Below are 11,013 nucleotides of genomic sequence, written 5' to 3' on the forward strand. Positions count from 1 at the left end.
GCTCAGCGCCGGGCACCTTGGACAGCGCCTGCAGCAGCGTGGCGAGCGCGTCGTGCTCCTGCAGGTCCGCCACGGTCACCAGCCGGTGCCGGCCGGTGCGGTCGGCCACCGGGCCTTCTGGGTTGAACTCGTCGGTGTCCACGCCGCAGGGCACCACCTTGATCGACCGGCGCGGGACGCCGAGCCTGGTCAGGTCCGACTCCTCGTCGGAGCTTCCGGCCACCACGGCGTTGACGCTGCGGCCGATCGCGGGCTCGAGCCGGATGCGCTCGGTGCCGACACTGACCGGCAGCACGTGGTGCCTGCGCTCCGCGACGCCAAGGGAGTCGAACGACTGCACGACCGGGATGCGCAGGTCGCGGGCGGCGGCGAGGGAGGCGAGGCCGCTGGTCCAGCGCAGCGCGTGCACCACGTCGGGGCGCTCGTGGCGCCACCGCTCGTGCAGCGGCTGGCTGAACGCGGGCACCTGGGCGAGCAGTTGCGACTCGTCGCTCGCGTGCTTGTCGCCCGGGCCGATGAGCTCGATCTGAACGCCCGGCTCAAGCTCGGCCTTGGCCGGCGCCGCGGCGCCGTCCTTCCTCGCGTACACGGTGACGCGATGGCCCTTGCCGGCCAGGCTCCGGCTCAGTTCGCGCAACCTGGCGTCTTCGGCGAGCGATGTCGTGTGCTGGGCTACCAGGGCGATCTTCATGGATGAGCCTCCTCGTCGGGGAGCCGTCACGGCGTGCCCTCGGGAGGCTGCGGGTCAAAAAAAATAGTGGGCCGCGCGAGCACGCACGCCGATAACTGGCGTGGAACGTGCCTGCGTCGTAGGCACCACTGAGTGGGAATATATCCCGGCCGGGACCGCGGTAAACAGGGGCTTGCCGGATTTTTTTTGGCCCGGCTATCCCGCGGTGGCCTCGCGCACGCTGGGATACACGGGAATGAGCTGGTCAGCGGCGGTCAGCCGGAGCATCTTCGCCACCGGCTCACGCGGCGACGCGAGGGCGAGCACGCCGCCCTGGCGGTCCATCACCCGGTTGGCGCGCAAGACGACGTGCAGCGCCGAGGAGTCCATGAAGCGCAGCCCGGACAGGTCGATGATCATCGTGCGCGGCTGCTTCGCCACTTCGGCGTCCAGCACCTCGCGAAGCGCGTCGCTATTGGTCACGTCAGCTTCTCCGGTGAGCTCTACCAGCGTGTATGGCTCGCTGTCTGACTCGACCGTCGCGACAGACGTCGTGAGCAGGTCCACACCCGAGTTTTACCACACGAACGCGGCCGCTGACGCCGCTCAGCTAAGCGGCCGCGGCGACCGGATCGCCATGTGCATGCGGACGGTGGTACCGGTGTTGTCCGAGCGGAGTTCCACTAGGTCGCAGACTTGATGAACGAGCCACAGGCCGTGCCCGCCCAGCGCGTTCGGCGCGGGCCTGCGACGGCCGGCGAGCGGGTCGGTGATGACGCCGTCGTCGCGGATCTCGCAGACGATCTCGTGCGGATCGTGCCAGATGGCCAGCGTGCCGGCTGACGGGGTGTGGCGCAGCGTGTTCGCCGCGACCTCGCTGACGGCGAGCACAAGGTCGCCGGCTCGCTCATCGGGGAGGCCCGCCTCCCTGGCACTCTTCAGCACCAGGGCCCTGACCTGCGACAAGTCGCTCCGGTAGGTGTGGATCATGGCGGTGTCCGGCCGCGCGGACAGCGGAGCGCCGCAGCTGGACGGGAGGCCGAACGGTCCGGCGTACTCCGCGCTCGTCCTCGCACCGCCGCCGGACAGCAGCAGCGGATGGGTCTGCATGGCCTCGGCGATGACCGCCTGGCCGAGTCGCGTGGTGTCATAGGGGCACAGGATCTCCGCGTCCGCGCCGGCGAACGCGAGGTTGACGAGTGCTTCATGCCTGGTCGCCTCTCGCAGTTCGGCCCGGCTGCGGGAGGCCCAGATCGGCTCGCCCACGTATCGCACGTGCTGCCCGGCGTGCAGGTCTACGAACGCCTGGACACGGGGGATGATCCGCCCCGGGTTGCGCCCCATCTCGGTCATGTCCGCGAACTCCACGCGCCGTGCGTCAGCGCCGAGTGCGTCCGCGATGAGGCTCAGCCGACCCTCAGGGACCGCGACGAAGGTGGGCTCGCCCGCGGCTACGCCGTCGCCGAGGAACGCCGCCACCGTGGTCGCGTACTCCTTCGCGGCCCGGTAGAAGAACCCGACGTGCCTGAAGGAGCCGGCCGTCGCCGGTGACTCAGCCATCGTCACCTCCGCCGCGCTCCTGGACAGATACTCGGTCCCACTGCACGTCCTCGGTCCCACTGCACGCTGCTTCGCACTACCCGACCTGGTGCTGCGCAAACCGCCGTCTTTGTGACCGGTCATTTCCCAGCCGTGTTTCGGGATCAGTAGGGACCGTACTCGGTGAAGATCCGCCGGGTGATGGTGCCGTGGCCGACGTCGCCGCCCGCCCAGAGGGTGATCCGCTGCCCGCCGTCGAGGAATTCGGATGCCTCGTCATCGATCACCGTGATCGTCACCTCGGCGTGGTCGCCGGGGTACAGGGGCTCTTCGTCATCCCAGCAGATCTCGGCAGCGAAGATCCGGCTGCCGCCGGGACTGCGCAGGCGGGGCGCCTGGACCATCAGCGCGTGAGTGTGGTTCAGGTAACGACGCGCGGGCGGCCGCGATGGTCGCGAGGGAGGCGCGGAACGCGGCCCCGCGGGGTCTAGCGCGATGAGCGCGCGGAATCTCATCTGCCTCAACTCCATCACCTGCCAAGGCGCGGACGAATGCACGGCCAAGTTATATCGTACAGCGATTCTTTTCCCGGGAATACGGCGGCTTGCCTCGATGCTTGCGCCACTATGAGTGGTCTGGATGCCCAGGCGGGCGAGGACTTCGCCGCCGACTGGGACGTGTGGCACAAGCAGCATGAGGACCGGCTCGCGGCGCCGGACGGGTTCCTGGCGATCACCAGCATCAACTGGCTCACCGAGACCCCGACCCGGTTCCCCGACGCGCCAGGGGAGTGGGCTGCCGACGGCGACGGCATCACAGTGCGCCTCGCCCCCGGCGAGGAGCTGACGCTGGATGGCGTCGGCATCACAGGCCGGCACCGCTTCGGCCAGATCCCCGAACGCGGCGGGCTCTTCCCCAGCGACGCCGACGGCGTGTACGAGGTGGCCAAGCGCGGCGGGAATGACATCCTGCGCCCGCGCCACCCGGACAACCCGCTGCGCACGGGCTTCCGGGGCACTCCCGCGTACGCGCCCGACCCGCGCTGGGTGATCCGCGGCCGCTACCGGCCCTTTGACGAGCCAAGAGACGTCGTCGTCGGCTCGGTCGTCGAAGGACTTCAGCACGTGTACGCGGCGCCTGGCGTCGTCGAGTTCGAGGCCGGCGGGCAGCCGCTCGCGCTGACCGCGTTCAACGGCTACACCCCGGGCAGCCTGCACATCCTGTTCACCGATGCGACCAGCGGCGTCACGACGTACCCCGCCAATCGGTCGCTGCGGGTGTCGGCGCCCGGCGCGGACGGCACGGTCACCCTGGACTTCAACCAGGCGACCAACCTGCCGTGCGCGTACACCGAGTTCGCGACCTGCCCGCTCCCGCCGGCGGAGAACCGCCTTCCGGTGGCCGTCGAGGCTGGCGAGCAGATGCCTTACGAGGCGAAGGCGGGAGTAGCGTAGCCAAGGCTCTCGCCGTCCGCTATCGGCCGCGGGTACCCGCCGCGGGCTAGCGAAGCGTTTGCCCCCAACCGCGGGGGGAAGACGCGTGCCCATGGCCGAAGAGAGCGCGCGGCAGCCTCCGCCGTCAGGTCCCCTAGCAGGCGAGCCGAGGCAGCGCGGCAACCGAGGCCAGCCCGAGCCGGCAGCGCGGCACCGCGCCGCCACCTGGCTCGCCTGGTGGGTGCTCCTGATGTCGCTGTGGGTCGCGGTCGACGACTCACTGCAGTTCGACGAGCTGCTGGCCGGGGCAGGCGCCGCCGCCCTCGCCGCGCTGGCCGCCGAGATCGCCAGCCACCAGGCCGCCACCAGATTCGAGATCAGGGCCGGCTGGCTCGTCAGGGCGTTCCGCCTGCCCGGCGAGGTGGCCCATGACACATACACCGTCTTCGCCGCGCTCGCGAGGACGCTGGCCACGCGGCGCCCGCCACGCGGCGGCTTCACGGAACTGCCGGTCCGGTACGGGGACGACACGCCGCTCGGCGTGACCCGCCGCGTCCTGCTCACCGGCGCGTACAGCCTCGCGCCCAACAAATTCGTCCTCGGCATGGACGAAGAACGCGACGTCATGGTCGTCCACGAGCTGGTGACGGACCGGTGAGCGCCTTCATCGTCGCCGCGATCGCGATGCTGATCGTGATGGTCCCGGCGGGCGTCACCATCGTCCGCGGCACGGCGGCGGACGCCGTGGTCGGCTACCAGTTCATCACCGCGGTCGCGGTGATGATCCTCGCGCTGCTCGCCGAGGGGTTCAAGCGGCCGAGCCTGTTCGAGCTGCCGGTGCTGCTGGCCGTGCTGCTGTACGGCAGCGGCCTGGTGTACGTCCGCGCCCTGGAGCGATGGCTGTGATCAGGGACGTCGTCATCGACGTGCTGCTCGGCCTGGCCGTGCTGACGGTCGCGGCCGCCGCGCTCGGCGTGGCGGTCATGCCCGACGCCTGCGCCAGGCTGCATTACGTCACGCCCGCGGCCATCGTGGCGCCGGTGTTCGTGACGCTCGCGATCTTCGTCAGGGAAGGCCTCGACGAGAACACCGGCGCGACCATCGTCGCGCTGTTCTTCATGATCGTCGCGGCCCCGTTCCTGTCGCACGCCACGATCCGCGCGATGCGCGTCCGCGACAGCGGCGACTGGCGCCAGCCACGCCAAGACAGCCAGCGGGCGAAGGCGAAGGAGCCGCGATGATCTCGGCCGGCCTGATGAACACCCTCCAGGCCACCGTCCTGGTCCTGGTCGCGGCCGGCGCGACGGTCGTGGTCCGCACCAGGACGCGGGTCCGCCAGGTGCTCGGGCTCAGCGTCTACGGCATGCTGCTGGCGATCTTGTTCCTCGTCTTCCAGGCGCCCGACGTGACGCTGTCCGAGCTGACCGTCGGCGCCGTCGTGCTGCCGATCATCCTGTTGCTCGCGATCGCCAAGGTAAGGAAGCGGGAGCAGTGACGCCCAGGCAGCGCCTCTGGTTCTTCGCCGTGGCCGCCGCCGGACTCGTCGCCTGCTACCTGTGGGCGTTCACCGGCCTGCCCGGCTTCGGCAGCTACCCCGGCCCGTACGGCCAGGAGATCCTCCGGGTGGCCGTCCAGCAGACGAACGCCACCGGCGTCGTCTCCGCCATCAACTTCGAATACCGCGGCTTCGACACCGTCGGCGAGGAGTTCATCCTGTTCGCCGCCGCGGCCGGGATGAGCGTCGTGCTCAGGAAGCTGCGCGAGGAACGCGAGACCGAGCCGGCCGACGAGGCCGAATCCAGGACCGTCCCGCCGAGCAGCAGCGCCGTCCGGGTAGCCGCGCTGCTGATGGTCGGCCCCACGGCCCTCCTCGGCTGGTGGCTGGCCTCGCACGCGCAGACCGACCCGTCCGGCGGCTTCCAGGGCGGCGTGATCCTGGCGAGCGCGTTCATCCTCATCTACCTGGCCGGTGAGTTCCTCTGCTTCCGCAGGCTCAGCCCAGACGCGCTGCTGGACGCGGTCGAGGCGCTCGGCGCCGGCGGGTTCGTCGCCGTCGGCCTCGCCGCGATCGCGATGAACCTGCCGTACCTGTACAACTACCTGCCGCTCGGCACGACCCCCGGGGCGGTCAGCTCGTCGGGGACAATCGCGCTGATCAGCTTCTTCGTCGGCATCGAGGTGGCCGCCGCGTTCGTGCTGATCGTCGGCGAGCTGCTCGATCAGACCCTGCTGCGGAGCGCCTGATGGGTATCTTCCCGTTCCTGGTCGTGGCCTGGGTCGTGGTCGTCGGCCTGTACGGCATCGTCACCAGCCGCGACCTCATCCACCAGATCGTCTGCCTGATCGTCGTGCAGTCCTCGACGTACGTGCTGCTGCTCGGCGTCGGCTACGTGACCGGCGGCGCGGCGCCGTACTTCTTCGACATCCCGCTGCACACCAAGGCGGTCGACCCCGTGGTGCAGGCGCTCGCGCTCACCGACGTGGTAGTCGAGGCGGCGGTGACCGCCCTGCTGCTGTCCTTCGCGATCCAGGCGCACAAGCGGTTCGGCACCCTGGACCCGCACGAGCTCGCTGAGTTCAAGGGCTGATGGACCAGCTCTACGCCCTGTCGGTGACGGTGCCGCTGGCGGCCGCCGCCGCCCTCCTCGCCACCCGTCCGCTGTTCGCGGGGCATCGGCGGGTCGCCGACGTGCTCGCCGTCGGAGTCTCGGCATCCGTCGCCGTCATGCTCGCTTTCCTCGTCGTCCGAACGTATGGTGCCGACTCCGCATACTGGTTCGCCGGTTTCCGGCCCTCGGGCGGCATCGTGATCGGGATCGACTTCGAAGCCGGCCCGCTGAGCGCCGGGCTGGCCTGCCTCGGCGCGGTGCTCATGACCGCGTCGCTGGTGTTCTCCTGGCGGTACTTCCCCCAGGCCGGGGGCTACTTCCACGTCCTGATGCTGACGTTCCTCGCGGGCATGACCGGGTTCTGCCTCACCGGGGACGTCTTCGACCTGTTCGTGTGGTTCGAGCTGATGGGCGTGTCCGCCTACGCGCTGACCGCGTACCGCCCGGAAGAGCGCGGCCCGATCCAGGGCGCGCTCAACTTCGCCATCACCAACAGCGTCGGCGCCTACCTGTCGCTGACCGGGATCGCGCTCATCTACGGCCGCACCGGCGCGCTGAACATGGCCCAGATCGCCGCCTACGTCAACCGCCACACCGCCGCCGGCAATAACCCTCACCCCCACAACCCCAGTGGCCTCATAGTCATCGCTTTCCTGCTGATCATCACCGGGCTGCTCGTCAAGGGCGCGATCGTCCCGTTCCACTTCTGGCTCGCCGACGCGCACGCGGTCGCGCCGACGCCGGTCTGCGTGCTGTTCTCCGGCGTGATGGTCGAACTCGGCCTGTACGGAATCGCCCGGATGTACTGGTCGGTGTTCGGCGCGGCGCTCGGCCACCGGCAGCAGATCTCGCACCTGTTCCTGGCGCTCGGCGTGCTCACGGCGGTGGTAGGCGCGCTGTTCGCCTTCCGCGAGCGGCACCTCAAGCGGCTGCTCGCGTTCTCCACGATCAGCCACGCCGGGATGTTCCTCGCCGGGTTCGCGCTGCTCACCCCACTCGGCCTGGCGGGCACCGCGCTGTACGTCGCCGGCCACGCGTTCGTCAAGGGCGCGCTGTTCCTCTGCGTGGGCATCGTGCTGCACCGGCTGCATTCGGTGAACGAGACCTGGCTGCACGGCCGCGGCAGGCGCCTGCCGGTCACCGGCGTGATCTTCACCGCGGCCGCCCTCGGGCTGGCCGACCTGCCGCCGTTCGGCACCTTCCTCGGCAAGGGCTGGATCGAGGACAGCGCGGCCGCGCCGTGGCTGACCGCCATCCTCCTGGCCTGCGGCATCCTCGTCGGCGGCGCGGTGCTGCGGGTCGCGGGCGGCGTGTTCTACGGGCTCGGCGACCCGCCGGGGGAGGACCCGCGGATGACCGCCGAGGCGAACGAGGAGACGGGGGAGACGGACGAGGCCAGGCAGCGGACGCCGCTGTCGATGCTCGTCCCGGCGGCCGCGCTGGCGGCGCTCGGCCTGGCCGCCGGCGTCGCCGCCATGGTGCCGAAGATCGCCGCGGGACTGGTGATGGCGGCCGCCAGGTTCCAGGACCAGCCCGCGTACATCGCCACCGTGCTGACCGGCGCCCGCGTCACCCGCGCCGTGCCGCTTTACCCGGTGTCCCCCGCGGACGTCACCGTTGTCTCCGTGGTCACCGCGCTGTGCTCCGTGCTCGGCGCGGCGGCGCTCGCCCTGACAGCGCTCTACTGGCGCCGCCTGCCGCTGCTCCGCCGCGGCTACGAGCCCGGCGCCGGCCTGACCGTCGCCATCCGCCGCTTCCAGAGCGGCGTCATCAACGACTACATCACCTGGCTGATCGCCGGCGTCGCCACCCTCGGCGGCCTGCTGGCCCTGGTAATCCGCTAACCCGGTCTCCCCGCCCCGGCTCCGGAATGGGCGGCCGCTCGCCCGTGTTGTACCTAAATTCATTAGGACTTGGGATCTATGGAGTCATGCACAACCTGATTGCCTGCACGAAGTGCCACATATGGCATTGCGGGACATGCGGCTGCCCCAGGGACATCAAGGCGAACGGCTAATCCGCTCCGGTCAGTTCCGCGTACAGCGCCGCGGTCTGCGCCGCGACGGCGCCCCAGCTGAACTCGGCGACCGCCCGCTCCCGGCCTGCGCTGCCCATCTCGGCCGCGCGCATGGGGTCGTGCAGCAGCGCGTTCATCGCGTCCGCGAGGGACGCCGGGTCGTTCGGCGGCACGAGCAGGCCGGTCACCCCGTCGTCGACGACCTCGGGGATGCCGCCGACCCGGGAGCCGACCACGGCGGTCCCGCACGCCATCGCCTCCAGGTTGACGATGCCGAGCGGCTCGTACACCGACGGGCAGACGAAGATGAGCGCGTTCGTGAGCAACTGGATGATCTCCGGTTTGGGCAGCATCTCCGGGATCCACAGCACGCCGGACCTGGTCGCTTGCAGGGCGGCGACAAGGCCGGCGACCTCAGCGCCAAGCTCCGCCGTGTCCGCCGCGCCCGCGCAGAGCACGAGCTGGGCCTCCGGCTCCATCGCCGACGCGGCCCGCAGCAGCACGGACACGCCCTTCTGCCTGGTGATCCTGCCGACGAAGATGACGTAGGGCCGGTCCGGGTCGACGCCGTGCTTCTCGAGAACGTCGGTGCCGGGGTCCGGCCTGTACTCGGCCGTGTCGATGCCGTTGCGTATGACACGCGTACGTTCCGGATGAATGTCTGGATAAGCGGCCAGGATGTCAGCCCGCATGCCTTCGGAGACCGCCACCACCGCCGACGCGTGGGTGGCGGCCTCCCGCTCCGCCCACGACGACAGCGCGTACCCGCCGCCAAGCTGCTCGGCCTTCCATGGCCGCAGCGGCTCGAGGGAGTGCATCGTGACGACGTGCGGGATGCCGTAGCGCAGCGAGGCGAGGCGGCCCGCCAGGTTCGCGTACCAAGTGTGCGAGTGCACCAGGTCGGCGCCGGCGACCGCCTCCGCCATCGACAGGTCGGTGGAGAACACGCGGAGCACCTGATCGTTGAGCGCGCCCCACGGATGGTGCGCCACCGCGTCGGGCCGGTCAATGCCCTGGCAGTGCACGGTCAGGTCCACCAGCGGCGCCAGCGACTTGGCCAGGTACTCGACGTGCACGCCCGCGCCGCCGTAGACCTCGGGCGGGTACTCGCGGGTCAGCAGCGCGACCTTGAGCTTGCCGGTGGTGGGGGGTTGAGTCACGGCACGACCTCCTGCCCCTTGCCCACCACGGTGATGCCGCCGGCCGAGACCACGAAGCCGCGCGCCCTGTCGTGGTCCTTGTCAACGCCGACCTGCGCCCACTCCGGCACGGTGACGTTCTTGTCGATGATCGCGTCCCGGACCACCGCGTGCCGGCCGATCTTGGTGTTGTGCAGCAGCACCGACCGCTCGACCGTGGCCCAGCTGTTCACCCGCACCCCGGGTGAGAGCACGGACTGGCGCACCAGCCCGCCGGAGATCACCACGCCGGGGCTGACCAGGCTGTCGATAGCCCGCCCGACCCTGTCTCCCGCCTCGTGCACGAACTTGGCCGGCGGCAGCGACGGCACGGACGTCAGGATCGGCCACTGGTCGTTGTACAGGTTGAAGATCGGCTCGACCGCGCACAGGTCCATGTGGGCGTCGAAGTAGGACTCGAGCGAGCCGACATCGCGCCAGTACCCGGCGTCCCGCGGGGTCGCGCCGGGAACCTCGTTGAGACTGAAGTCGTAGGCGTGCGCGCTGCCGTTCTGCACCAGGTTCGGGATGATGTTGCCGCCGATGTCGTGCCGGCTCGAGTCGTCGTCGGCGTCCTTGCGCAGCGCGTCGACCAGCACGTCGGTGTCGAACACGTAGTTGCCCATGGACGAGTAGCTCATGTCGGCGTTCCCCGGCATGGGCGGCGGGTCGGAAGGCTTCTCCAGGAACGCGTCGATCGTCCTGCCGTCCGCTCCGACGCCGACGATGCCGAAGGCGGAGGCCTCGCTGCGCGGCACCGGGATGGCCGCCACGGTCACGCCCGCCCCGTGCCGCACGTGGTGGTCGATCAGCTGCATCGGGTCCATCCGGTACACGTGGTCGGCGCCGAAGACGATCACGATGTCCGGCCGCTCGTCGTTGATCAGGTTCATCGACTGGAAGATGGCGTCGGCCGAGCCGGTGTACCAGTGCGGGCCGAGCCGCTGCTGGGCCGGGACCGGGGTCACGTAGTTGCCGAGCAGGGAGCTCATCCGCCACGTGGTGGAGATATGCCGGTCCAGGCTGTGGCTTTTGTACTGGGTGAGCACGCAGATCTTGCGGATGCCGCCGTTGGCCAGGTTGGACAGCGCGAAGTCGATTAGCCGGTACAGGCCGCCGAACGGGACGGCCGGTTTCGCCCGGTCCGCCGTCAGCGGGCTGAGGCGGGTTCCCGCGCCCCCGGCGAGCACGATGCCCAGGACTGACTTGCTTGCCATGTCCGGTCCTCCTAAGAGGCGTAGTGCGGCTTACGGTGCGGCGGCCTCAGGGCCATGCTCCCCCTTATCGGTCGGGACTGGGAAGAGTTCTCCCGGGGCGTTCACCGGATCTTCCAGCTCAGCCTGCCCGGGCGGCGGTTCCGGGGGTTCCCGGGGCGGGGCGGTGGCATTCCACGCCTCCCGGACGAGGACCTGCAGCGCCCCGGCGATCGGGATGGCCAGCAGGGCGGCCACGAAGCCGCCGAACAGCCCGCCGACCAGGCTGCCCACCGACGCCCCGACCAGGACCGCGACCAGCACGAGCAGCGGGCTGATCTTCACCGTCTTGGACATGATGACCGGGTTCAGGA

Annotated in this window: 14 protein-coding genes and 1 pseudogene; 8 read left to right on the forward strand and 7 right to left on the reverse strand. The window is 70.3% G+C overall.

The window, feature by feature from the left end; all coding sequences use genetic code 11:
- From WA805_RS14320 to WA805_RS14335, 4 genes are all read right to left on the reverse strand, one after another.
- On the reverse strand, positions 1-691 hold a 691-nt coding region (locus WA805_RS14320), incomplete at its 3' end, for a glycosyltransferase (RefSeq protein ID WP_425242564.1).
- A gap of 195 nt (positions 692-886) precedes the next feature.
- Complete coding sequence (locus WA805_RS14325; RefSeq protein ID WP_422326740.1) at positions 887-1,237, reverse strand: STAS domain-containing protein; 351 nt, start codon at positions 1,235-1,237, stop codon at positions 887-889.
- 39 nt (positions 1,238-1,276) lie between these two features.
- Positions 1,277-2,230, reverse strand: a complete 954-nt coding sequence (locus WA805_RS14330) for an anti-sigma factor RsbA family regulatory protein (protein ID WP_422339110.1) — start codon at positions 2,228-2,230, stop codon at positions 1,277-1,279.
- Positions 2,231-2,373: 143 nt separating this feature from the next.
- The gene (locus WA805_RS14335) at positions 2,374-2,613 is read right to left on the reverse strand and encodes a hypothetical protein (RefSeq protein ID WP_422278527.1); all 240 of its coding nucleotides are present in this window, start codon (positions 2,611-2,613) and stop codon (positions 2,374-2,376) included.
- Positions 2,614-2,835: 222 nt separating this feature from the next.
- On the opposite strand from WA805_RS14335, the gene WA805_RS14340 reads away from it, so the two are divergent.
- The 8 genes from WA805_RS14340 (at position 2,836) to WA805_RS14375 (ending at position 8,095) form a co-directional block, all read left to right on the forward strand.
- Positions 2,836-3,663 (forward strand): DUF1684 domain-containing protein, encoded by an 828-nt coding sequence (locus WA805_RS14340; RefSeq protein WP_422339111.1) that lies wholly within the window; start codon positions 2,836-2,838, stop codon positions 3,661-3,663.
- 91 nt (positions 3,664-3,754) lie between these two features.
- A complete protein-coding gene (locus WA805_RS14345) occupies positions 3,755-4,300 on the forward strand; it encodes a Na+/H+ antiporter subunit E (protein ID WP_425242565.1) in 546 nt (181 codons plus the stop codon).
- Positions 4,297-4,548, forward strand: a complete 252-nt coding sequence (locus WA805_RS14350) for a monovalent cation/H+ antiporter complex subunit F (protein WP_422288433.1) — start codon at positions 4,297-4,299, stop codon at positions 4,546-4,548. Before WA805_RS14345 ends, WA805_RS14350 begins: the two co-directional genes overlap by 4 nt.
- A complete protein-coding gene (locus tag WA805_RS14355) occupies positions 4,539-4,883 on the forward strand; it encodes a monovalent cation/H(+) antiporter subunit G (RefSeq protein ID WP_424558809.1) in 345 nt (114 codons plus the stop codon). The genes WA805_RS14350 and WA805_RS14355 overlap by 10 nt, the downstream gene beginning before the upstream one ends.
- Positions 4,880-5,137, forward strand: a complete 258-nt coding sequence (locus WA805_RS14360) for a hydrogenase subunit MbhD domain-containing protein (RefSeq protein WP_422272875.1) — start codon at positions 4,880-4,882, stop codon at positions 5,135-5,137. Before WA805_RS14355 ends, WA805_RS14360 begins: the two co-directional genes overlap by 4 nt.
- On the forward strand, positions 5,134-5,886 hold the full coding sequence (locus tag WA805_RS14365; protein ID WP_422272877.1) for an MnhB domain-containing protein: 753 nt from the start codon (positions 5,134-5,136) through the stop codon (positions 5,884-5,886). Before WA805_RS14360 ends, WA805_RS14365 begins: the two co-directional genes overlap by 4 nt.
- Positions 5,886-6,230, forward strand: coding sequence for a sodium:proton antiporter (locus tag WA805_RS14370; RefSeq protein ID WP_422339115.1), 345 nt, complete (start codon positions 5,886-5,888; stop codon positions 6,228-6,230). The genes WA805_RS14365 and WA805_RS14370 overlap by 1 nt, the downstream gene beginning before the upstream one ends.
- On the forward strand, positions 6,230-8,095 hold the full coding sequence (locus WA805_RS14375) for a complex I subunit 5 family protein (RefSeq protein WP_425242566.1): 1,866 nt from the start codon (positions 6,230-6,232) through the stop codon (positions 8,093-8,095). The genes WA805_RS14370 and WA805_RS14375 overlap by 1 nt, the downstream gene beginning before the upstream one ends.
- 169 nt (positions 8,096-8,264) lie before the next feature.
- Here WA805_RS14375 and glgA read toward each other — a convergent pair whose 3' ends face one another.
- The 3 genes and pseudogenes from glgA to WA805_RS14390 form a co-directional block, all read right to left on the reverse strand.
- Positions 8,265-9,428, reverse strand: a complete 1,164-nt coding sequence (glgA, locus tag WA805_RS14380) for a glycogen synthase (protein WP_425242567.1) — start codon at positions 9,426-9,428, stop codon at positions 8,265-8,267.
- On the reverse strand, positions 9,425-10,663 hold the full coding sequence (glgC, locus tag WA805_RS14385; protein ID WP_425242568.1) for a glucose-1-phosphate adenylyltransferase: 1,239 nt from the start codon (positions 10,661-10,663) through the stop codon (positions 9,425-9,427). Before glgC ends, glgA begins: the two co-directional genes overlap by 4 nt.
- 30 nt (positions 10,664-10,693) lie before the next feature.
- Positions 10,694-11,013, reverse strand: a pseudogene (locus tag WA805_RS14390) (hypothetical protein); the annotation flags it as partial.

The organism is Trebonia sp. (genome assembly GCF_049794275.1).
Taxonomy (GTDB): domain Bacteria; phylum Actinomycetota; class Actinomycetes; order Streptosporangiales; family Streptosporangiaceae; genus Trebonia.

Excerpts from the sequence above, each read along its gene's own strand:
- WA805_RS14370 (WP_422339115.1), top strand. The coding sequence starts at position 5,886 with ATGGGTATCTTCCCGTTCCTGGTCGTGGCCTGGGTCGTGGTCGTCGGC.
- WA805_RS14340 (WP_422339111.1), top strand. The coding sequence starts at position 2,836 with ATGAGTGGTCTGGATGCCCAGGCGGGCGAGGACTTCGCCGCCGACTGG.
- WA805_RS14355 (WP_424558809.1), top strand. The coding sequence starts at position 4,539 with ATGGCTGTGATCAGGGACGTCGTCATCGACGTGCTGCTCGGCCTGGCC.
- WA805_RS14375 (WP_425242566.1), top strand. The coding sequence starts at position 6,230 with ATGGACCAGCTCTACGCCCTGTCGGTGACGGTGCCGCTGGCGGCCGCC.
- WA805_RS14360 (WP_422272875.1), top strand. The coding sequence starts at position 4,880 with ATGATCTCGGCCGGCCTGATGAACACCCTCCAGGCCACCGTCCTGGTC.
- glgC (WP_425242568.1), bottom strand. The coding sequence starts at position 10,663 with ATGGCAAGCAAGTCAGTCCTGGGCATCGTGCTCGCCGGGGGCGCGGGA.
- WA805_RS14335 (WP_422278527.1), bottom strand. The coding sequence starts at position 2,613 with ATGGTCCAGGCGCCCCGCCTGCGCAGTCCCGGCGGCAGCCGGATCTTC.
- WA805_RS14330 (WP_422339110.1), bottom strand. The coding sequence starts at position 2,230 with ATGGCTGAGTCACCGGCGACGGCCGGCTCCTTCAGGCACGTCGGGTTC.
- WA805_RS14345 (WP_425242565.1), top strand. The coding sequence starts at position 3,755 with ATGGCCGAAGAGAGCGCGCGGCAGCCTCCGCCGTCAGGTCCCCTAGCA.